This window comes from Bacillus sp. 22190 (assembly GCF_052045575.1).
In the GTDB taxonomy this organism is placed as follows: domain Bacteria; phylum Bacillota; class Bacilli; order Bacillales; family Bacillaceae; genus Bacillus; species Bacillus altitudinis.
Window position 1 is genome coordinate 59,526 of the sequence record NZ_JBQEPF010000010.1, and the last position, 19,718, is coordinate 79,243.

Genomic DNA, 19,718 nt, shown 5'->3' on the forward strand with positions numbered 1-19,718 from the left:
GGGAGATACTATGGAAAACTGGATTCCACTGACAGACAAAGAACTAAAGTACGCATGGAAAACATTTGATCAAAAGTTTAAATTTAACCCAAGCATCTCTCGCTTTCCCGGTTTTCAAGCACCATCTCCTTACATCACATATGATATCTCTGCTTATTTCGAGGACCCTTCTCTCCTAAGTGGGGATGAAGACCTTGAAAAGAAGGCACTGCTGTCTTTTCAGGAGAATATCACCGGAACGGACGAATATATGCAGGTACTTGATTGGCAGCACGAATGCTATTGGATTACACCATACGGCTCATTTGAAAAAGATGAATTTGGAGAATGGAGAGTTCCTGTGCTCCCAAATGGGGATTACTATTTCTTTTTATCGAAAGAGATGACCTGGGGTTTACTAGGACATCCTTGGGAGCAAAGCATCACGATTTTCGGTGAGGGCTTGATTGACTCCTTTACTCGTCATCGTCCCCTTTTGTTCCAGCGTAAAATAAGAGAAGGGTAAGTCAAAAAGCTTGCAGTGTCTGCAAGCTTTTTTCTATAGCTGAGGGAGATGCCATACTTTTTCAAGCATGAGATCGTCTAAGCTTTTAAAGGTATATCCTTGTTTTTTTAAAGCAGTGATGGCATCATCAAGTGCCTCGGCATTGTCCCTTGAGACGGTATGAAGTAAGTAAATGGCACCCGGATGCGCCTGTTTCATCATTTGATTGTACGCATACTGTTTTCCTTTTTGATGGTGGATGTGCCAATCTACAAACGCTACTGACCAGAAAACGGTTTGGTAGCCAAGCTGTTTCGTTTCCTTTAGTACCCTTTCACTGAACACTCCGCGCGGTGGACGAAGGTAGAGGTTATCTTGTTTTCCTGTGATTTTGTATACCGCTTCATTGACACGATCCAGCTCTTCTTTGATTTCTTTCGTGCTCTTTGTTGTTAAATCTGGATGGTGATAGGAATGGTTGCCAATAATATGACCTTCCTCTGCCATACGTTTGATGAGCTTAGGCTGGTCCTTTACGAAGTGCCCAGTCACAAAAAAGGTGCCCGGTACTTGATGTTTTTTCAGCACGGCCAAGATTTTGGGTGTGTATCCATTCTCATAGCCATTGTCGAATGTAAAATAAATCTCTTTCTTTTTCGTATTTCCTAAATAGAAAGCATCATATTTCTTTAAGAGTGTCGTCAGTTCCTTGCCGGCATCTGCTGGCTTGTGCTCTTTGCTTTTAGCAAATCCCCAATGAATCGGCTGATTAGACACGGCTTCTAGGTTGGAAAAAGGCATCGATACAAAAAGCGCACATAAACAGATCAGTATGCATTTTTTCATTTACGTCACTTCCCGGTTTTTCTTCTATTGTGCAGAATATACCGGGTACTCATACACTTTTTGACCTGCCAATTTAAAGAAAAAAGCCCGCATCAGCGCGAGCTATTCTTCCTTCCAATCGGTTTTAAACCGTTCATATTTCGCTTCCAGGTCGTCAATCATCTGGATGAGTCTGTCTATATCCTCAACGTCTGTGGATTCAGGATCTAATGAATCAATCACATTCATAAACATATCTAATCGGTTCTTTAAATAATCAACCTGCTGCTCTTTGCTGTCTGCTGCCTTGCCCATAGATACACTCCCTTTAGCATTTGTTTATAGCTTATCTTTTTTTCCTTTGTAAATCAATTGTGTCCCCTCTTGCGTATAACGGTGATGGGGCTTAAAATTAACTGTTGGCGGGTCTATGTTTGCCCGAATGAAAAGGAGATAGATACCATGAACCAAAAAACAGCACTTCGTCCGATTACACCTGCATTCGACCCTTGGGAAGCCTATCTCGATGTGCAGGATTACGGAGAAATGAAGCTGACAAATATTGAATTGACGACAACGACGTTGTGTAACATGAGATGTGAGCACTGTGCGGTTGGCTATACTTTGCAGCCAAAAGATCCGAATGCACTGCCACTCGATTTACTGCTTCGCCGTTTAGATGAAGTACCGCTCTTGCGTTCCCTTAGCATTACAGGCGGAGAGCCGATGCTGTCTCTGAAATCTGTACGGGAATATGTCGTTCCTTTATTAAAGTATGCCCATGAACGCGGCGTCCGTACCCAAATTAATTCGAATTTAACACTTGATTTGGCTCGATATGAAGAGATTATTCCATACTTGGATGTCCTACACATTTCACATAACTGGGGGACGGTCGAAGAGTTTGCTACGGTTGGTTTTGCAATGATGGACCGAAAGCCAACCTTTGAGCAGCGTGAGAAATTGTTTAACCGCATGATTGAGAATAGTCAGGCCCTTGTGAAAGCGGGTGTAACCGTATCTGCTGAAACGATGCTGAATAAGCGTACGCTTCCTTATATTGAACACATTCATCGTCAAATCGTGGACGAGATGAAATGCCAGCGCCACGAAGTTCATCCGATGTATCCAAGTGATTTTGCGAGCGCCCTTGAATCATTGTCGCTTCCACAAATGCGGGATGCGATTCATCAGTTGCTCGATGTTCGTGATGAGAACACATGGATGCTGTTTGGCACATTGCCATTTTATTCATGCAGCACAGATGAAGAAGACCAGCGCCTCTTGACTCGATTGCGTCAAGCGAAAAATGTGACAGTACGAAATGACCCTGATGGCCGTTCACGGTTGAATGTGAATATTTTTGATGGGAATATTATTGTGACAGACTTTGGCGATACACCGCCATTAGGAAATATTGAAACCGATACGTTGCAATCAGCTTATACACGCTGGATGAACACAAAATTGGCAAAAGAACTGAATTGTCATTGCCCAAGTGTGCAATGCCTTGGTCCAAATGTTCTTGTGAAAAACAGTTATTATCAAGATGTTGATTTTACTTCTCGTACAGCCAGGGGGTAACCGATAGATGGACGAAACATTTCTGACAGTGGTCAAGAACAAATACATTGAAATTCTCCTTGTTGGACTCATTCTTTGGCTTGCCGTCTTTATGATCAACAAAGCGCTTCAGATTTTCTTTAAACGAACTGAATTCATTGAAGATAAAAAGAAAAAAACGATTGAGAGCTTGGTCAAATCGGTTTCAAAGTATACAGCTTCCATATGTTTTGTCTTATATGTGATTTCTCTATTTTTTCATGACTTTGGGAAAATCCTTGCGGGGGCTGGTGTTGCTGGAATTGTCATTGGTTTTGGCGCTCAGACCTTGATTCGTGATATTTTAGCTGGCATCTTCCTCATTTATGAAAGGCAAATTCATAAAGGTGACTATGTGACGGTCAATAATCTTTTTAACGGAACCATTGAAGAAATTGGTCTCCGGTCTCTGCAAATTAGAGAATGGAGCGGCAAGCTGTTAACCATTTCAAACGGAGACATTCGTCAAATCCAAAACTACAATATGCACTACATGCGTATCACAGAGTCAGTCTTGATCAGCGCAAACCAAAATCCTGACATTGCTTTCAAGGCGCTAGAAACAGCATGTGATCACTTAAATCAAATGCATCATGATTTACTCAAAAAAGATGAATTCCAAAACGCCATTGAACCTTTTCAGGTTCATGGCATTATGGGGCTCAATAAATTGAATCGCGGGATTGAGATCACCGTAAAAGGAATGGTCGAGGATGAAAAATACTTTGAAGCCGCCCTCGCTGTGCGAAAAGAAATGATCACACAACTTCATCAGCATGATGTGAAATTGCTTGAGGATCTCGTCTATCCACAGCCTACAAAATAACCTCATTTGTGATGAGGTTATTTTTTTGATTGTTTTTAGTTAACCAGTTAATTATAATATTATATAGTTCACCGGTTAACTAAAAGAAAGGATGTTTACATTGAGAAAAACTGAAGCGATTTTTTTTATTAAGCAAATGTATCAAGAGGTGTTAATCCAATTAGATATAGAAAAGGTGGAGACTTATTTTTCTTCAGATTATCAGCAAGTCACTGATGGAAAGGTCTCTTCCCTTGATGAATTTAAAAAGCATCTCTCCACATTAAAAGTCATGACCAAACAGCTCGACATCCCCGCCTTTCATGATATGTTGTTTGATGAAGAGACTCAGCAAGGGTGTTTTCGTTACACTGTACATGTTGAGCTGTCCACAGGAGACCATGGTCTAATAGATGTGATGGCGTTATTTACTTTATTAGATGGTAGAATCATTCGGTGTGATGAGCTGACTAGACCGCATGAGAAAAATAAGACGCTTGAACAACTTGGACATATCAGCTAAGGAATTCTTTTCTTTTCAGCCGTCTTACTTCTATCCTCTTGACTGATTCATGTATAATAGAAAGCAGATTGATTTCATGCAGCATGGGGACCCTCATACTGTGTATTTACTAATTGAAAGAGAGTGAATAAGATGGGTCGTAAATGGAACAACATTAAAGAAAAGAAAGCATCAAAGGATGCCAATACAAGTCGTATTTACGCAAAATTCGGGCGTGAAATCTATGTGGCTGCCAAGCAAGGTGAGCCAAATCCAGAATCAAACCAAGCACTTCGCTTTGTCCTAGAACGTGCAAAAACATATAGTGTCCCAAAACACATTGTGGACCGTGCGATTGAAAAAGCAAAAGGCGGCGCAGAAGAGAACTTCGATGAGCTGCGTTACGAAGGATTTGGGCCAAACGGATCTATGGTGATTGTTGATGCCCTCACCAATAACGTGAACCGTACAGCGTCAGATGTTCGTGCGGCATTTGGGAAAAACGGTGGAAACATGGGCGTCAGTGGATCTGTTGCTTACATGTTTGACCAAACAGCGGTGATCGGTGTCGAGGGGAAAAGTGAAGAAGAAACGCTTGAACTTTTAATGGAAGCAGACATTGATGTACGTGACATTATGGAAGAAGATGATACGGTGATCGTCTACGCTGAACCAGATCAATTCCATCAAGTTCAAGAAGCGTTCAAACAGGCAGGCGTAGAAGAATTTACTGTCGCCGAAATCACAATGCTGCCTCAAAACGAAGTGACATTAGATGATGAATCGAAAGCACAATTTGAAAAACTCATCGATGTATTAGAAGAGCTTGAAGACGTGCAGCAAGTTTATCATAATGTGGATTTAGGGGAATAATCAGCTAAGCCATCGAGTTGTTGGATTCATTCAACTTCTGCGTTGGCTTTTTTATTTTCTTGGTAAGGTTTACGTTCTACTCAAGACCATGTAATATGAAGAAAGAGTCGTTTCCACAAATAACCAAGGAGCTGAGTTTCATTTTTAAAACATGGTGGTTTTCGTATTATGGCTTTATGATCCTCCCTTTTATTGGTCTATGCTTAATTTTCAAAAATTTGACGATATTCACGAAAGTCTTTCTCTTTCTTTTCTTTGTATATCTTTTATATAACGCCTTTGATTTTTACATTCATGAAGTGAAAAAGAAAAAAGATAGGACATCTTAATCAAAAAACAGTCATCTCCCCTTGGTAAGAGGAGATGACTGTTTTTAATTCATCCCTTGAAACCCAAACGTCAGGTGATCCTGAACAGGAATCCAAGCGCCGATTCCTTGTGAGGTCACATTTTTTACGACAAGTTTGCGTTTATTTCCCTTGAGCACAAGATACACTTCTCCGTAAGTAACCTTTCCTTTTTCGTTAATCGCTGGAGCGTATGCATGCAGGGTTGCTGCTTTTTTCGGAGATACGTGGTAGGACTGATCTCGCTTTGTTCCTGCACCAATCACTGTGTCGAAGGCGAGCGGAAGTTTTGTTTTTTGGATGGCTTTTTGCATCATCAATGTTTTCACATCTTCTGGGTTTGGTACTTTTGCTGTGAGCCCTCCACTTACTTTTACTTGTTGCTTTTGCACATATTTGCCGATGGCTGTTTTGTTTCCGCCTCTATTATCAATGTGATTCGTGTTCACTTTTTTGTATTCCCAATTGGCGACGGTTTCGTTTGAATCATAGCTGAGTGCCCATCTTCCAAGAAAAATCGTTGCCCTGTAGCCAACTGCTAGCGGTGTACCTGAGATACTGGATTCATTCAGCATTTTAATTAAATGTGTATTTTCAATTGGTACACTTGTTGTTTTAAATAATTCGGCCGTCAGCTCGCTCGGCTGTAGCAGCGGTTGATCTTGTGAAGCATTTGGATACGTATTTTCCTTTGAGATACTGGCGACAGACGATGGCACCTTAAACGGCTTTGCTGCCTCGGCTGGAAAACTGTATAGGAAACTTAAGGATAAGAGAACAACAAACATGATGCGGGGCATCTTTTTCATATCATCACTCTTTCTCATTCATTTTTCCATAGTATTTTCCCGAAAGACGTCCCTTATCCACAAAAGATTATAAAAGGAAAAATCCAATCGCCATAATGAAATAGGCAGCGAGCAATGTAGCACCTTCAAACCAGTTCGTATCCCCATCATTTGAAAGGATCACGGTTAGTAAAACAGAGGATGCCATGGCAATGAGCTCTGGTAATGAGAAGATCAGTGGCATTTGCTTTTCAAAAAACAGAGAGCTGATCACAAGGATCGGTGCGACCATCATGGCGACTTGAAGCGTAGAACCGAAAGCAATTTCGACCGCGACATCCATTTTGTTTTTATACGCCATGATGACGGCAGATGCGTGTTCTGCTGCATTACCGACAATCGCAACAATGATGACCCCGATAAACAGCTCACTCCAGCCAAACTGTTCTCCGACTGTGTCAAATGTATGGACGAGCCGCTCTGAAATATACGCCACAGCAATTGTCGCAAGGAGTAAAATCGCCGTGGCAAACTTCCCAGACCATTCTGGTGTTTCTTCTTCCGTCGCTGCTTCCCCTTCCGCAATTTCCTGCTTGGCAACATACACACCCCTGTGGCTGACCAGTTTGAAATAGAGTGCTGCGACATAAAGCAAAATCATCACAATGCTAATGCCGATACTTAAAACAAATTGACGATTTTCTGCCATCCCTATGGAAAAGACTTCTGGAATGACAAATGCCACAATAATCGCAAACATAAGAAGCCCAGAGTTATGCCTTGCATCGTGGACATTGAACTCTTGTCGTTTAAATTTCAATCCGCCAACGAAAAAAGACAGTCCAGCCACGAGCAGTAAATTGCCGATCACTGAGCCAGTGAGTGAAGCAAGGACAATAGCGGTGAGTCCTTGTTTTAATGCAAAAAATGAAATGATTAATTCCACTGCATTTCCAAAAGTAGCGTTTAATAACCCACCAATTCTTGGTCCCGCTATAATGGCAAGACTCTCTGTCGCTCTTCCCATATAACTTGCAAGACCGATGATGGCGATACAATAGACGGCGAACATGACAGCCTGCGGGAAATGAAGAAAACTGCCAATCACAGATAATGGAACACCGATTGCGACAATCACAAGAAACAAACGATTCATACAGCCAATCTCCTTTACATCATATCTGACTGTTATTCTTTCGTGAGTGCCGGCATCATATACATTTAGATTCGTTCGTGTGAAAGGGTGATATCAATCGTTCCTTTCACGGATTGCACCATGGAGCAATGCTTTAACGCAAGTTTCATTACTTTTTCCAGCTGTTCATCAGAGGTGCTGATGCTTTCAAAGATCATATGTAAATGAATATGAGTGATTTTGTTTACAGTTCCTTCTCTTGTCGTTTCAGGTGTAATGGTCAGCCCTTGATAGGATATTCGTTTTTTCCGACATACATGAATGACCATTTCTCCAAAACAGCCCGCAATAGCCGAGGTGAACAATTGATACGGCCTGTATCCCGCTTCTTCATTTCCCGAAATAGGCAGCTGCCTATGATCAGCATTTGCGACCCACCGATCATTTTCGTATATCAGCTTCATTCCTTTTCCACCTTTCTATTGAAACCCCTATGGTTCCATTGTACGATGAAAGCATGAACTTGTAAGGAGCTTCTTATGTCGAGAATTCATTTTATGATTTTAATTTTACTTGTATCCGTATCTGGTTTTTCGCAGGGAGCGTTACTGCCAGTTATTTCGATTATTTTCGAACATGCCGGCACTTCCCCGACGTTAAACGGACTGCATGCCACCGGCTTATATCTCGGCGTGCTGCTTGCGTCTCCTTTTATGGAAGCGCCGCTGCGCCGCTTCGGATTTAAACCATTGATCGTCATTGGGGGCGCTGCTGTCTTTTTAAGTTTATTTAGTTTTGTCTTTATTGAATCTTATGTCGTCTGGTTCTTCTTGCGGCTGATGATCGGCATCGGTGATCATATGCTTCATTTCTCCACACAGACGTGGGTAACCTATGCCTCTTCATCTAGAAATCGCGGGCGAAATATTTCATTGTATGGGTTATCCTTTGGACTCGGTTTTGCCGCTGGCCCTTTTTTAACACCACTCATTGAAATCAATCCATCCTTGCCGTTTATTGTGTCTGGTGCAGTTAGTTTGTGTATTTGGCTGCTTGTGTTTGTTTTAAAAAATACATATCCTGATACAGGTGAAATGCAGACGTCAGAGCAGACAAATAGTTTGAAGCGCTTCAAGAAGGCGTTTCAATTTGGCTGGGTAGCGTTTATGATGCCGTTTTGCTATGGCTTTTTAGAAACGACGCTCAATAGTAACTTCCCTGTGTATGCGCTGAGAAGCGGGGTGACGATAGATGCTGTTGCGTTTATTTTACCTGCGTTTGCGATTGGGAGTATTGTTTTTCAGCTTCCTCTCGGGATGCTGAGTGACCGTTTCGGCAGACGACGCATGATTTTAGTTGTGACACTCGTCGGTTCATTCTTTTTCCTTTTAGCAGGGATTTTCATTCAGTCCGTTTTGGCTGTTGCGATCTGTTTCTTTATCGCAGGTATGGCTGTAGGTTCGACCTTCTCACTTGGCATCAGTTATATGACAGACTTATTGCCAAAGCATCTGCTGCCTGCTGGGAATTTGATGTGCGGGATGGCGTTTAGTGCAGGAAGTATTCTCGGTCCGGTTCTTGGCGGATTCTTTGTGCAGACGTTCGAGGGCATGAATTTACTTTACCTTGTCAGCATTGTGATTTTATTTGTGTTTTGTTGTGTTCGATTTGGGAAGACGCTGGCAGTGGTTGAAAGTAACTAAATGGAGGATCTATTTTGTTTACATTTAACATTTCAGATGACTTAAAATTGGCGTGTTTACAAGTAGCCGATGCAGAGGCATTATTTGCACTTATCCAGCAGAATAAAGATCACTTGGGAGAGTGGCTACCTTGGGTGAATCACTGTCATCGCATAGAAGATGTTCAATCATTTATTCAATCTGCCCGCACTGCCTATGCTGAAAAAAAAGATATAGAAGCGGGTATCGTATTAAACAATCAATTAATCGGTGTATTCCGCATGACGTTTCAGCATCGGATAGGCAATATTGGATATTGGATTGGTGAAGATGCGCAAGGGAAAGGTATTGTGACCAAAACAGTGAAATGTATGACAGATGCCTTTGCTCCTGAAGTCGATGGATTTGAAATCTTTTGTCCTGTTGGGCATGTCAGAAGTGAACGTGTTGCGATGAAAGCAGGCTTTCAGCTCGATCCAAACTATCAGCCAAAGCCTGATGCAACTTTTCTCCTGAAGCGTTATATTCGGAAATTGAATCATTAAAAACTCCCCTGCACCTATGCAGAGGAGTTTTTTCATCTAGTGATACCCATTTTGCCCATTCGCACTTCCACTTGTTTTGTGCTTTGGCTGATGGCCTTTGTTTTGTTTTGTGTTGCTTCCGCCTTTTTTCGATTGTTTAGACATTCGGTATTCCCCCATCCATTAAGATTGAACAAGTTCGTTCTTCTTTAGGATGCCCGGTTTTTTTCACACCTTGCCTGGTACGATTTTACGCTTATGTAAAAGCGCATTGAGCTCGCCGCCGAGGATGATCATAATGCCGGTTAAATAAAACCAGATCATTAATATAATGATTCCCCCAATGCTTCCGTACATCGCACTATAGTTGGCAAATTCGCCTACATAAAATGAGAACAGCATGCTGACGAGAATCCAGCCAACAGATGCGAATATGGCGCCCGGCAGCACAAATTTCAATTTCAGCCTGATATTAGGGGCAAAATAATATAGGGATGTAAAAACAATTAGTAAAATCAGTGGACTAATAATCCATCTCATGGCGGTCCAAATGGTGAGAAACGCATCTGACTGCCCTACTAATTTGGCAACGAATAAGCCAAGTTCTTTTCCAAAGACAGGCAGCATCAAGGCAAAAATAATCGTAAGCACCATCGCAATGGTTAAGATAATCGATGTTAAACGTACGAGAATGAAGGAACGATTTTCCTCAACTTCGTAAGCATGGTTAAATGCTCTGACAACCGCATTAATACCGTTGGATGCAGACCAGAGTGCCGCAATAATCCCGAATGACAACAATCCGCCGTTACGGTTATTCAGCGTCTCTTCGGCAATGGATTCAATCATCGAAAGCGCTCCCTCTGGCGCATAACCAGAAATGACGCTTAGAACATCCTTTGATGTCAGCGGCAAATAACCAACAAGCGTCAGCACGAAGATGAGAAACGGAAATAATGAAAGCAAAAAGAAATACGCAAGTTCAGCTGATTTTGCCGGTCCTTCATGCAGCAAAAAGCGTTCAATTAACGCTTTAACAAAACCCATACGCCTCATCTCCAATGATCAATCTTTCTGTTTCTTTTGAAAGTGATCCTTTGTTTCTTCAATAATCTCTAATACCTTTGGTGTTGTTTCCTTTAACTGATTCACCTGTTCATTCAGAAAAGACAAATCATCTGAGACCGTTCTCATCAATTGCTTCGTTTCTTCCATTTTTTCCTTCACGCAAGCAGACATCTTGCCAGGCTCCAGGCGGTATTCATCCAGCTTTTGCTGGCAGTCATTCCATTTTTCTTTCAGTGCAGTTCTTGTTGGACGATGAAATAATGTCAGCAATATGCCGCAGGCTGCGCCTATAACAGCTCCCCGAAGCACGATTTGTTTGTTCTCTTCCATCTCATCTGACTCCTTTCAGTTAAAGGTGTTTCTCTTTTTTTACATACGTCAAAAAACGATCAATTCCTGTTTCAATTAAATCATGTACTTCCTCAAAGTTCCCAGTGTAATAAGGATCTGGCACATCGTCTCGATCGTCGTCTTCTACAAAGTCAAGAAGACGGCCAATAAAGTGATGTTTTCCATAGCCGGCTAAACTGCGGAGGGCGCCTACATTTTCAGCATCCATCGCAATGATATAGTCGTATGTGGTGATATCCTTATCCATGATTTGTCTTGCAGTCATTCCTTCATAGCTGATGCCCTTTTCATCAAGCAGCTTACGTGTTCCTTCATGCGGAGGACTGCCTTGATGCCAGCCGCCAATGCCTGCTGAATCAATCACAAAGTGTTCACTCAGCCCTTCGTCTTCGACTCGTTTTCTAAACATCGCCTCTGCCATCGGTGACCTGCAAATATTGCCGAGGCACACAAATAATACATGAATCATCCTTCATTCTCCTCCTATCTTTTCCCTAAGAGTCCCATTGGAAAACCTTTTCTCTATCATATCAAGCCCTTTTTCTTTTGGAAACTTTGCAAGAAAAACTCCCATCGGCATTGACAAATTACACAAAAACAGGAGAAACTTTAGGAGAATTACACAAACAAAGGGGGACATTAGATGGGAATCATTGAGCAATTTGTCACGACGATGAACAATTTTTTGTGGGGGCCTCCCCTGTTAATTTTAATTGTTGGTACTGGAATCTACCTCACCTTTCGCGTTCTCTTCATTCAAATTAGATTACTTCCTTATTCTTTAAAGCTCGCTTTTTCAAAACAAGACAAAACATCAGAGGGAGATATCTCCCATTTCCAAGCATTAATGACGGCGCTTGCTGCAACTGTCGGTACAGGGAATATCGTCGGTGTTGCCTCAGCTGTCATTGCAGGTGGTCCTGGTGCAGTATTTTGGATGTGGTTTGCTGCATTTTTCGGGATGGCCACCAAGTTTGCAGAAGCTGTTCTTGCTGTGAAATACAGGGTCAAAAACGAAAAAGGCGAAATGTCTGGCGGACCTATGTATTATTTAGAGCATGGCTTAAAACAGAAATGGCTAGGGGTGCTATTTGCTGTTTTCGGTGCCAGTGCTGCCTTTGGGATCGGCAACCTGGTACAGTCTAATTCCATCTCAGGCGTCATGAATTCTACTTTTCAAATTCCAACATGGGTAACAGGTATCATCATTACTGCCTTTACGGCACTCGTGATTTTAGGCGGAATTAAAAGTATCGGCCGAGTGACATCTATTTTTGTACCAGTCATGGCTTTATTTTACGTCATTTGCGGACTCATCATTCTTGTCATGAATGCTGATCTTGTTCCTGGCGCAGTCAGTCTTATTTTCTCAGATGCCTTTACAGGTCAAGCCGTGGCAGGTGGTGCGATTGGAACCGTTATTCGCTGGGGTGTCGCGCGAGGCGTCTTTTCCAATGAAGCTGGACTTGGATCAGCACCAATTGCTGCTGCAGCTGCGAAAACGGATATGCCTGCCCGTCAAGCGCTCGTCTCTATGACGCAAGTGTTTATTGACACCATCATTGTTTGTTCTATCACTGGCATTACGATTGTTATGGCAGATATGTATTTAACAGAAAAAAGTGATGCGCTGACTTCGTTATCCTTTGCTCACTTCCTCGGTCCAGCTGGCTCAACCATCGTGGCAATCGGGCTGCTCCTATTTGCCTATTCAACCATCATTGGCTGGTCCTATTACGGGGAAAAATGCTTTACATATTTGGCGAAGGATTCGTACGTCATGTATTATCGTATCGTGTTTGTGATAGCTGTCTTTTTCGGTGCCGTGTTTAAGAATGACTTCGTCTGGGGCGTAGCAGATATGCTCAATGGACTGATGGCCATTCCAAACTTAATTGGACTCATCGGTTTATCAGGTGTTGTGGTGTTTGAATCCAAACGAATCATTGATAAGATCAAAGAGGAGAAAAAGGAAAAAAACATTTCAGTGTCGTCATAATAGCCCTTTTATTCTTTTGCTTTTCTGTTAAAATAGACATATTATTCGACACATGCAGGAAAGGACGTGCCGCCCTTGTCACAGCAAAAAGCGGCTGAAGTCAATCAGCTGATTGAAGACATTTCGCAAAAGCTCAATATGCTGAATATTGGAGTCATCAAAGCCGAAGACTTCAGTCCAGATAAGTATGAAGATATTGAATTTCTTCACCAAATGGTGATGAAAAAATCTTCATTCAGCCCAAGTGAAATGCAAGCCATTGCAAGCGAGCTGAAAAGCTTAAGAAAATAATCGTGCACCTGATACTGAATTGCGGTTGACGCCGCTTTCTTACATCCATGCACAGAAAAAGCCAGCACCTCGCAAGGTGCTGGCTTTGTTTATCCTGTCAAAACTACTTATTTTGCGAGCAGTTTTAATGATTCACGGTTAAATGCTGGAATGTCATCAGGTGTACGGCTTGTGACAAGCTGATCCTGACAAACGACAACTTCTTCATCTTTGAATTTGGCGCCTGCGTTTTCCATATCTACTTGAATGGATGTATAGCCGGTCGCGCCTCTTCCTTCCAGCGTCTTCGCTGTAATAAGCAATTGCGGTCCATGACAGATCGCAAATACTGGTTTTTTCTCGTCCATAAAGGCTTTTGTGAATTGCACGTAGCGATCATCCGCACGCAGAATGTCTGGTGAGAAGCCGCCAGGAATCAGAAGTGCATCGAAGTCTTCTGGTTTCACGTTATCGATAGACGCATCGACTCTTACTTCTGCCTCTCCTTGCTTTCCTTTCACTGTTTTTCCTTTTTCGTTTTCAATTACTGTGATCTCATGGCCTGCGTCTTTAAAGGCTTTTGCAGGCTCGGTGAATTCAACATCCTCAAAGTAATCTGTTAAGACAACTGCAATTTTCTTACCCATGTAGAAACCCTCCTGCTTGATTATCGTTTACACTACACACTATACCCCCACCAATTGAAATCAAACATCCTATCCCTATGAGAAAACCCCCTTTCATAAAAATAAGCATTTAGACTCATTCACATTCCCTTAACAAGGTAATTCGTATGATTTATGTTATCTTTACAATAATCTGCAAAAAATAACTACAAAAGTTAACGAAACATTTCTACAATAGGTATTGTGGTCAAAAAAATTAGAAAGGCGGAGATCAGGTGAAGAAGCAAGCACATAGGTCTAAACGAAGGAAAAACCTGTCTATTCTGCTCACTTCCATGATGTTGATTAGTCTCATTCTCCCAGCAGTACCTACTCATGCAGAAACAGAAAGCGGCAGCGCCGTAAAGGTCAGTATCTTAGCCACAACGGATGTTCATGCGAACATGATGAATTACGATTATTACAGCGACAAAGAAACAAATGAATTCGGTTTGGCAAAAACAGCCGAGCTGATTGACAAGCACCGTTCACAAAATCCTAATACACTCCTTGTTGATAACGGAGACCTGATTCAAGGAACCCCTCTTGGAGAATACGTTTATAAAAATGAAAAAGACAGCATCATCAATCAAACAAAGGTTCACCCCATTATTCATACACTCAACAAATTAAAATATGATGCAGGTACACTCGGCAATCATGAATTTAACTATGGTTTATCTTTTCTTGACGGTACCATTGCGGGCGCCAACTTCCCGATTGTCAATGCGAACGTCAAAAAGTTAAACGGAGAACACCGATTTACTCCTTATGTCATTCAGGATAAAACCTTTAAAGATGCAAACGGAGCCTCCCAAACTGTGAAAGTCGGTTACATAGGATTCGTACCACCACAAATTATGACGTGGGATAAGAAACATTTAGATGGACAAGTTCAAGTGCAAGATATTGTGGAGTCTGCCAATGAAACCATTCCAGAAATGAAAGCAAAAGGCGCAGATGTCATCGTCGCTCTTGCTCATACAGGAATTGAAAAAACAGCTTCACCTAAAGGATCAGAAAATATGATCTTTGACCTTGCCACGAAAACAAAAGGCATTGATGCGATTGTGTCTGGCCACCAGCATGGCACATTCCCAAGCGCTGAATATAGCGGCGTTGACAAATTTGATGTCGCAAAGGGAACCATTAATGGCATTCCTGTCGTCATGTCAAAAAACTGGGGAAGCTACCTCGGGGTCATTGATTTAACGCTAGAACCAGACGGAAGCAACTGGAAAGTCACAGACGGAACAGGCAAAATCGAATCCGTTGCCGGGGTGACATCTCAAAACAGTACAGTGAAAAATGCCATTCAAACAACTCACCAAAACACCCTAGATTACGTCAGAAAGCCAGTTGGAAAAACAGAAGCAGACATTAACAGCTTTTTCGCTCAAGTGATGGATGACCCTTCTATTCAAATCGTGACAGATGCCCAGAAATGGTATGCACAAGAAAAAATGAAAGATACTTCGTACAAAAACTTGCCGATTCTCTCTGCGGGTGCGCCATTTAAAGCCGGCGGACGCAACGGTGTGAACTATTATACAAATATCGCAAAAGGTGATTTAGCGATTAAAAACATCGGCGATCTCTATCTTTACGATAACACCGTACAGATTGTAAAACTAAAAGGCAGTGAAGTAAAAGACTGGCTTGAAATGTCTGCTGGTCAGTTTAACCAAATCAAACCAAACACTTCAAATGAACAGCCTATTTTAAACGAAGAATACCGCTCATATAATTTTGATGTAATCGATGGTGTGACGTACCAAGTAGATGTCACACAGCCTGCTAAATACAGCACAACGGGCACACTTGTTAACGCTAGTGCGAACCGCATCAAAAACTTGTCTTACAACGGAAAACCCGTTTCTGACAATCAAGAATTTTTAGTCGTGACAAACAACTACCGTGCATCTGGCGGCGGAGGCTTCCCGCACCTCACACAAGATAAAGTCGTGCTTGCCTCAGCAGATGAGAACCGCCAAGTGCTGATGGATTATATTATTGAACAAAAAACCATTAACCCAAGCGCAGATCAAAACTGGTCCATTGCACCGATCAAAGGCGCAACCGTCACTTTTGAATCTTCTCTTTTAGCCAAACCGTTCGCAGAGAAATCAAGCAGCGTCGACTTTATTCGGAATGCCAGCACAGACGGACTTGGCGTGTACAAGCTAGCGTTTAAAGATGATGGTACAACAGAACCACCTGCAACAGACAATTGGCATTTAACGGTGATGCATACAAACGATACACATGCCCATCTGGATGATGCAGCAAGACGCGCAACCAAGATCAAAGAAGTTCGCGCCCAAAGCGAAAACAATATTTTATTAGACGCTGGAGATGTCTTCTCTGGTGATCTCTATTTCACAAAATGGCAAGGACTTGCCGATCTGAAACTGATGAACTTAATGAAATACGATGCCATGACGTTTGGGAATCATGAATTTGACAAAGGTCCATCTGTCCTTCGTCAATTCCTGACAGGTGATGCATCCAGCGTAGATGCTCAAAACCGTCATCAGTTTGAAAAACCGAACTTCCCGATCGTGTCATCAAACGTGAATGTCTCTAAGGAAAAACAGTTAAGCGACTTAGTGAAAAAACCAGCAACATTTAAAGCTGGTGAGAAAAAAGAAGCTGGCATTTACCCTTACATTCTGCTTGATGTAAATGGTGAAAAGGTCGCTGTATTCGGTCTCACCACTGAAGACACAGCCATTACATCCAGCAGTGGTCCCAACATTCAATTTCAAGATGCATACAAAAAAGCAAAAGAAACAGTCAAAACCATTCAAACTGAAGAAAAAATCAATAAAATTATTGCGCTCACACATATTGGCTATAACCGTGATCTAGAGCTGGCTCAAAAAGTAGATGGCATTGATCTCATCATTGGTGGTCACACCCACACCCTTGTTGAAAAATTAAAGGTCATCAATAAAAAAGAACCAACGATTGTTGCACAAGTAAAAGACTACGGACAATTTTTAGGAAAAGTAGACGTGGCCTTTGACAAAAAAGGCGTCGTACAGCCAAAAGAATCTACTTTTGACCTCATCACGATCGACGACTCTGTGAAAGAAGATGCGGACGCAAAAGCGATTCTTGATCAGTACAAAGCAGATATCCAAGATTTAAAAACCGAAAAAGTCGGGACGTCAGATGTCTTCTTAGATGGACAGCGTGAACACGTCCGTGCAAAGGAAACGAACCTTGGAAACTTTATTGCAGATGGCATGTTAAAGAAAGCACAAGAATCTGCTGGTGCTGACCTTGCCATTACAAACGGTGGCGGTATTCGAGGCAGCATTGAAAAAGGAGATATCACATTAGGGGATATTTTAACTGTGATGCCTTTTGGAAACACACTATATGTCGCAGATTTAAAAGGCAGTCAAATTAAAAAAGCGCTTGAACAAGGTCTTTCAGGCATTGAAGAAGGCGGAGGCGCATTCCCTCATGTAGCTGGCATTGAATATACGTTTACACTGAGTAAACCGGCTGGCAGCAGACTGATTGATGTCAAATTGAAAGATCAAAAGGGCAATCTGACTGACATTGATGATCAGAAAACATACCGCGTGGCGACTAATGCATTTGTCGGCACAGGCGGTGATGGCTACAGCGTCTTTACAGAAGCGTCTCATGGTGAAGACTTAGGCTATGTTGACTATGAAATTTTCAAAGAGCAAATTGAACAGGCAGACGGTCATATTTCTCCAGTCATCGACCATCGAGTGAAAGAAGTATTCCTTCCTCGCTTGAAAGGAAAAGGCGCCTATGACATTCAAGATGATGAGAAATTCCAAACGTATGTGCAGCATACGAACAAAGCATTGCTCTATTTAGACAAAGCAACCGAAGCGAAAAAGGTTCAATTGTCTCTATCAAAAGGGCAAGTAGCTGAACTGAAGAAACGAGAGCAAGATCCAAACGTCACCATCTATCATGACAAAGTCGGTCTAGCATTACCGCTCTCCAATTTGTCAGAGCAACATGCAGATATATCGATGGCAAAAACAAATAAGGTGAAAAACGCATTAACCGACACATACGATTTCCAAATCAAACAAGATCAGAAAAATGTGTCTACCTTTAAAGATCCCGTCACACTGTTCTTTACATTAGACGCGCCTGAAAAAGCGAAGAAACCAGGTGTCTATTATGTCGATCGTGAGAAAAACCACTATGCCAAAACAAGTAACGGTTCATTCGAAAACGGGATTGTCTCAGGTAAAACGGAGCACTTTAGTGAATACACCGTACTCAATCAAAGTGAAGCGGCTGGAACAGCTCCAGACCAAAATGGCGGAGACGGTGGAACTTCTGCTCCAGGCGGTTCGGATCCAAATCAGGATGGAAGCAGCATGCCAGGTGGCACACTGCCGAATACGGCAACGATGATGTATACAGCGGTATTGATTGGCTTACTCATGCTCGCCTCAGGCGGTATCCTTTATTACTACCAGCGCAAGCGCACACGAAACAAAGTATCATCTTAATAGAAAAAGGACAGAGCATTGGCTCTGTCCTTTTTCCATCTCACTATCAATCTTGGGATAAATACATCCAATGACGGTCATCAAATTCTTTCACATCATCTGACCCTATATGACGCAGCATTCTATTAAAGAACGTGATGTCATCTTCATCATCAACGGCATATAAATCCTCTAGAACATATTCTCTCGTAATGAAATTCGTTAAGTTCGTGTTATTCACAAATTCAGCAAAGTACGATTTCACTAGGGTTAAATCTTCTTCATTTAATGTTTCATCACTGATAATTGAAATATGAAACACATTCAAAATCGCTTGAATGTCTTCTTCATCCATATCACATAATGGCTCTAATTTTCTATCTTCTTCCGTAAACGGTTTTCGTGTGTCTTCAATGATGACATAACATAAAATCCTGTGATCTTTCATCACGCTAAAAATTTCTAAATCTCGTAATTTTAATGGTCTATTCAGTCTGATCATTTGTCCTCCTAGAATGTTGCTCTTGTTTCCCTACAACCTGAAATAGACAGAGCCTCGGCCCTGTCTACTTCTCTCTTCTAGCAAAATCCACGAATCTGAAACGATCTAGGCGGTGGCGACTTTCGGTGTATTGGAATAGACTCGTATCCTCCAAGAACACATAATTTTTCACCACCACCACATGATCAAATCCGTTCAAATCGAGATACCTTTCATCTTCTTCAGTACATGGCTCGACAACAAATTCCTTTTGAGCATAACTAATCGAGACCCCAAGTTCTCCTTCAATATACTCGTAGATCGATCCTTCACAAATGTCCTTAGACAAGACCTGCACATGTTTTTGCAAAAAGTAATCTTTGTCTAAAATGACTTCTTCTCCGCTAATATTGCGAGAGCGAATGACTTCCCAAACGTCCTCCTGCCCACTGATTTTCAGCTGAGACTGAATATACTGATCTGGCTTGATTAAACCGAACTCATGAACCGTTGTTACCGTCTTGCGCCCAAGCGTTTGGGAAAGCTCTTTAAAGCTGACAAGACCCGAAACTGGGAACTGCATTTTCTCTCGGTTCAGCAATACTGAGCCTTTCCCGCGAATTTTTTGGATATAGCCATTTTGCACAAGGATGTTTAATGCCTTTCTCACCGTCTCACGGGATGTGTCATACATGACAGACAGCTCATGTTCTGATGGGAGGATGCCTTTATCCTGCCATTCACCTTGTTCAATTCGTCTAGCGAGCTGATCATAAATCACTCGAAACTTATTCTCTTTCATTTTCCCTCCGCCCCATTTA

The 19,718-nt window shown here is 42.0% G+C and carries 21 protein-coding genes; 10 read left to right on the forward strand and 11 right to left on the reverse strand.

Annotation, left to right across the window (positions count from 1 at the left end):
• Nucleotides 1–10 precede the first annotated feature (10 nt).
• Nucleotides 11–505: a DUF2716 domain-containing protein gene (locus tag ACTJKA_RS13975; protein WP_099496392.1), complete on the forward strand. Its 495-nt coding sequence runs from the start codon at nt 11–13 to the stop codon at nt 503–505.
• Nucleotides 506–538: 33 nt separating this feature from the next.
• On the opposite strand, the gene pdaA is transcribed toward ACTJKA_RS13975, so the two are convergent.
• Nucleotides 539–1,330: a delta-lactam-biosynthetic de-N-acetylase gene (gene pdaA, locus ACTJKA_RS13980; RefSeq protein WP_268358966.1), complete on the reverse strand. Its 792-nt coding sequence runs from the start codon at nt 1,328–1,330 to the stop codon at nt 539–541.
• Nucleotides 1,331–1,432: 102 nt separating this feature from the next.
• Nucleotides 1,433–1,624 (reverse strand): SE1561 family protein, encoded by a 192-nt coding sequence (locus tag ACTJKA_RS13985; RefSeq protein WP_003218031.1) that lies wholly within the window; start codon nt 1,622–1,624, stop codon nt 1,433–1,435.
• Nucleotides 1,625–1,771: 147 nt separating this feature from the next.
• Between ACTJKA_RS13985 and yfkAB the strand changes: the two genes are divergently transcribed.
• From yfkAB to ACTJKA_RS14005, 4 genes are all read left to right on the forward strand, one after another.
• Nucleotides 1,772–2,893 (forward strand): radical SAM/CxCxxxxC motif protein YfkAB, encoded by a 1,122-nt coding sequence (gene yfkAB / locus ACTJKA_RS13990; protein WP_017358799.1) that lies wholly within the window; start codon nt 1,772–1,774, stop codon nt 2,891–2,893.
• Between the two features lie 7 nt (nt 2,894–2,900).
• Nucleotides 2,901–3,737 carry a mechanosensitive ion channel family protein gene (locus tag ACTJKA_RS13995; RefSeq protein WP_046527360.1) on the forward strand — a complete coding sequence of 279 codons (837 nt, stop codon included), beginning with the start codon at nt 2,901–2,903 and terminating at the stop codon, nt 3,735–3,737.
• Nucleotides 3,738–3,828: 91 nt separating this feature from the next.
• Nucleotides 3,829–4,239: a nuclear transport factor 2 family protein gene (locus ACTJKA_RS14000; protein WP_224562626.1), complete on the forward strand. Its 411-nt coding sequence runs from the start codon at nt 3,829–3,831 to the stop codon at nt 4,237–4,239.
• A 132-nt stretch (nt 4,240–4,371) separates the two neighbouring features.
• Nucleotides 4,372–5,091 (forward strand): YebC/PmpR family DNA-binding transcriptional regulator, encoded by a 720-nt coding sequence (locus ACTJKA_RS14005; RefSeq protein ID WP_007496614.1) that lies wholly within the window; start codon nt 4,372–4,374, stop codon nt 5,089–5,091.
• A gap of 373 nt (nt 5,092–5,464) precedes the next feature.
• Here ACTJKA_RS14005 and ACTJKA_RS14010 read toward each other — a convergent pair whose 3' ends face one another.
• From ACTJKA_RS14010 to ACTJKA_RS14020, 3 genes are all read right to left on the reverse strand, one after another.
• Entirely contained in the window at nt 5,465–6,247 is a 783-nt protein-coding gene (locus ACTJKA_RS14010) for a YfkD famly protein (protein ID WP_017366830.1), read from the reverse strand.
• Between the two features lie 67 nt (nt 6,248–6,314).
• Entirely contained in the window at nt 6,315–7,382 is a 1,068-nt protein-coding gene (cax, locus tag ACTJKA_RS14015) for a calcium/proton exchanger (protein ID WP_268358968.1), read from the reverse strand.
• A 65-nt stretch (nt 7,383–7,447) separates the two neighbouring features.
• The gene (locus ACTJKA_RS14020) at nt 7,448–7,825 is read right to left on the reverse strand and encodes an OsmC family protein (protein WP_039168023.1); all 378 of its coding nucleotides are present in this window, start codon (nt 7,823–7,825) and stop codon (nt 7,448–7,450) included.
• A 75-nt stretch (nt 7,826–7,900) separates the two neighbouring features.
• Between ACTJKA_RS14020 and ACTJKA_RS14025 the strand changes: the two genes are divergently transcribed.
• Nucleotides 7,901–9,064 (forward strand): MFS transporter, encoded by a 1,164-nt coding sequence (locus tag ACTJKA_RS14025; protein WP_008341750.1) that lies wholly within the window; start codon nt 7,901–7,903, stop codon nt 9,062–9,064.
• 14 nt (nt 9,065–9,078) lie between these two features.
• Entirely contained in the window at nt 9,079–9,588 is a 510-nt protein-coding gene (locus ACTJKA_RS14030; protein ID WP_072367758.1) for a GNAT family N-acetyltransferase, read from the forward strand.
• A gap of 207 nt (nt 9,589–9,795) precedes the next feature.
• Here the strand turns inward: ACTJKA_RS14030 and ACTJKA_RS14035 are convergent, their stop codons facing one another.
• From ACTJKA_RS14035 to ACTJKA_RS14045, 3 genes are read right to left on the reverse strand one after another with little or no spacing between them, the layout of a single operon-like run.
• Nucleotides 9,796–10,614, reverse strand: a complete 819-nt coding sequence (locus ACTJKA_RS14035; RefSeq protein ID WP_046527357.1) for a YihY/virulence factor BrkB family protein — start codon at nt 10,612–10,614, stop codon at nt 9,796–9,798.
• Nucleotides 10,615–10,632: 18 nt separating this feature from the next.
• Nucleotides 10,633–10,965, reverse strand: a complete 333-nt coding sequence (locus tag ACTJKA_RS14040; protein WP_035391343.1) for a hypothetical protein — start codon at nt 10,963–10,965, stop codon at nt 10,633–10,635.
• A gap of 19 nt (nt 10,966–10,984) precedes the next feature.
• Entirely contained in the window at nt 10,985–11,455 is a 471-nt protein-coding gene (locus ACTJKA_RS14045) for a low molecular weight protein-tyrosine-phosphatase (RefSeq protein WP_008341755.1), read from the reverse strand.
• Between the two features lie 174 nt (nt 11,456–11,629).
• Here ACTJKA_RS14045 and ACTJKA_RS14050 point away from each other — a divergent pair, with 174 nt between their 5' ends.
• Together ACTJKA_RS14050 and ACTJKA_RS14055 are read left to right on the forward strand one after the other, a co-directional pair.
• A complete protein-coding gene (locus tag ACTJKA_RS14050; protein ID WP_007496593.1) occupies nt 11,630–12,985 on the forward strand; it encodes an alanine/glycine:cation symporter family protein in 1,356 nt (451 codons plus the stop codon).
• A gap of 75 nt (nt 12,986–13,060) precedes the next feature.
• Entirely contained in the window at nt 13,061–13,276 is a 216-nt protein-coding gene (locus tag ACTJKA_RS14055) for a DUF1128 domain-containing protein (protein WP_008341757.1), read from the forward strand.
• Between the two features lie 107 nt (nt 13,277–13,383).
• On the opposite strand, the gene ACTJKA_RS14060 is transcribed toward ACTJKA_RS14055, so the two are convergent.
• Nucleotides 13,384–13,902 (reverse strand): type 1 glutamine amidotransferase domain-containing protein, encoded by a 519-nt coding sequence (locus ACTJKA_RS14060; protein ID WP_007496591.1) that lies wholly within the window; start codon nt 13,900–13,902, stop codon nt 13,384–13,386.
• A gap of 254 nt (nt 13,903–14,156) precedes the next feature.
• On the opposite strand from ACTJKA_RS14060, the gene ACTJKA_RS14065 reads away from it, so the two are divergent.
• Entirely contained in the window at nt 14,157–18,437 is a 4,281-nt protein-coding gene (locus tag ACTJKA_RS14065; RefSeq protein WP_440607805.1) for a multifunctional 2',3'-cyclic-nucleotide 2'-phosphodiesterase/3'-nucleotidase/5'-nucleotidase, read from the forward strand.
• Nucleotides 18,438–18,483: 46 nt separating this feature from the next.
• On the opposite strand, the gene ACTJKA_RS14070 is transcribed toward ACTJKA_RS14065, so the two are convergent.
• The gene (locus ACTJKA_RS14070; RefSeq protein WP_058214344.1) at nt 18,484–18,918 is read right to left on the reverse strand and encodes a hypothetical protein; all 435 of its coding nucleotides are present in this window, start codon (nt 18,916–18,918) and stop codon (nt 18,484–18,486) included.
• Nucleotides 18,919–18,982: 64 nt separating this feature from the next.
• Nucleotides 18,983–19,699: a trehalose operon repressor gene (treR, locus tag ACTJKA_RS14075; protein WP_007496585.1), complete on the reverse strand. Its 717-nt coding sequence runs from the start codon at nt 19,697–19,699 to the stop codon at nt 18,983–18,985.
• Nucleotides 19,700–19,718 lie beyond the last annotated feature (19 nt).

Bases quoted from the DNA above. Each gene is read 5' to 3' on its own strand.
- ACTJKA_RS13975 (WP_099496392.1), top strand. From the start codon at position 11: ATGGAAAACTGGATTCCACTGACAGACAAAGAACTAAAGTACGCATGG.
- ACTJKA_RS13985 (WP_003218031.1), bottom strand. From the start codon at position 1,624: ATGGGCAAGGCAGCAGACAGCAAAGAGCAGCAGGTTGATTATTTAAAG.
- ACTJKA_RS14050 (WP_007496593.1), top strand. From the start codon at position 11,630: ATGGGAATCATTGAGCAATTTGTCACGACGATGAACAATTTTTTGTGG.
- ACTJKA_RS14025 (WP_008341750.1), top strand. From the start codon at position 7,901: ATGTCGAGAATTCATTTTATGATTTTAATTTTACTTGTATCCGTATCT.
- ACTJKA_RS13995 (WP_046527360.1), top strand. From the start codon at position 2,901: ATGGACGAAACATTTCTGACAGTGGTCAAGAACAAATACATTGAAATT.
- ACTJKA_RS14010 (WP_017366830.1), bottom strand. From the start codon at position 6,247: ATGAAAAAGATGCCCCGCATCATGTTTGTTGTTCTCTTATCCTTAAGT.
- ACTJKA_RS14060 (WP_007496591.1), bottom strand. From the start codon at position 13,902: ATGGGTAAGAAAATTGCAGTTGTCTTAACAGATTACTTTGAGGATGTT.
- ACTJKA_RS14070 (WP_058214344.1), bottom strand. From the start codon at position 18,918: ATGATCAGACTGAATAGACCATTAAAATTACGAGATTTAGAAATTTTT.
- pdaA (WP_268358966.1), bottom strand. From the start codon at position 1,330: ATGAAAAAATGCATACTGATCTGTTTATGTGCGCTTTTTGTATCGATG.
- ACTJKA_RS14040 (WP_035391343.1), bottom strand. From the start codon at position 10,965: ATGGAAGAGAACAAACAAATCGTGCTTCGGGGAGCTGTTATAGGCGCA.
- ACTJKA_RS14005 (WP_007496614.1), top strand. From the start codon at position 4,372: ATGGGTCGTAAATGGAACAACATTAAAGAAAAGAAAGCATCAAAGGAT.
- treR (WP_007496585.1), bottom strand. From the start codon at position 19,699: ATGAAAGAGAATAAGTTTCGAGTGATTTATGATCAGCTCGCTAGACGA.
- ACTJKA_RS14035 (WP_046527357.1), bottom strand. From the start codon at position 10,614: ATGGGTTTTGTTAAAGCGTTAATTGAACGCTTTTTGCTGCATGAAGGA.
- ACTJKA_RS14020 (WP_039168023.1), bottom strand. From the start codon at position 7,825: ATGAAGCTGATATACGAAAATGATCGGTGGGTCGCAAATGCTGATCAT.
- ACTJKA_RS14000 (WP_224562626.1), top strand. From the start codon at position 3,829: ATGTTTACATTGAGAAAAACTGAAGCGATTTTTTTTATTAAGCAAATG.
- yfkAB (WP_017358799.1), top strand. From the start codon at position 1,772: ATGAACCAAAAAACAGCACTTCGTCCGATTACACCTGCATTCGACCCT.
- cax (WP_268358968.1), bottom strand. From the start codon at position 7,382: ATGAATCGTTTGTTTCTTGTGATTGTCGCAATCGGTGTTCCATTATCT.
- ACTJKA_RS14045 (WP_008341755.1), bottom strand. From the start codon at position 11,455: ATGATTCATGTATTATTTGTGTGCCTCGGCAATATTTGCAGGTCACCG.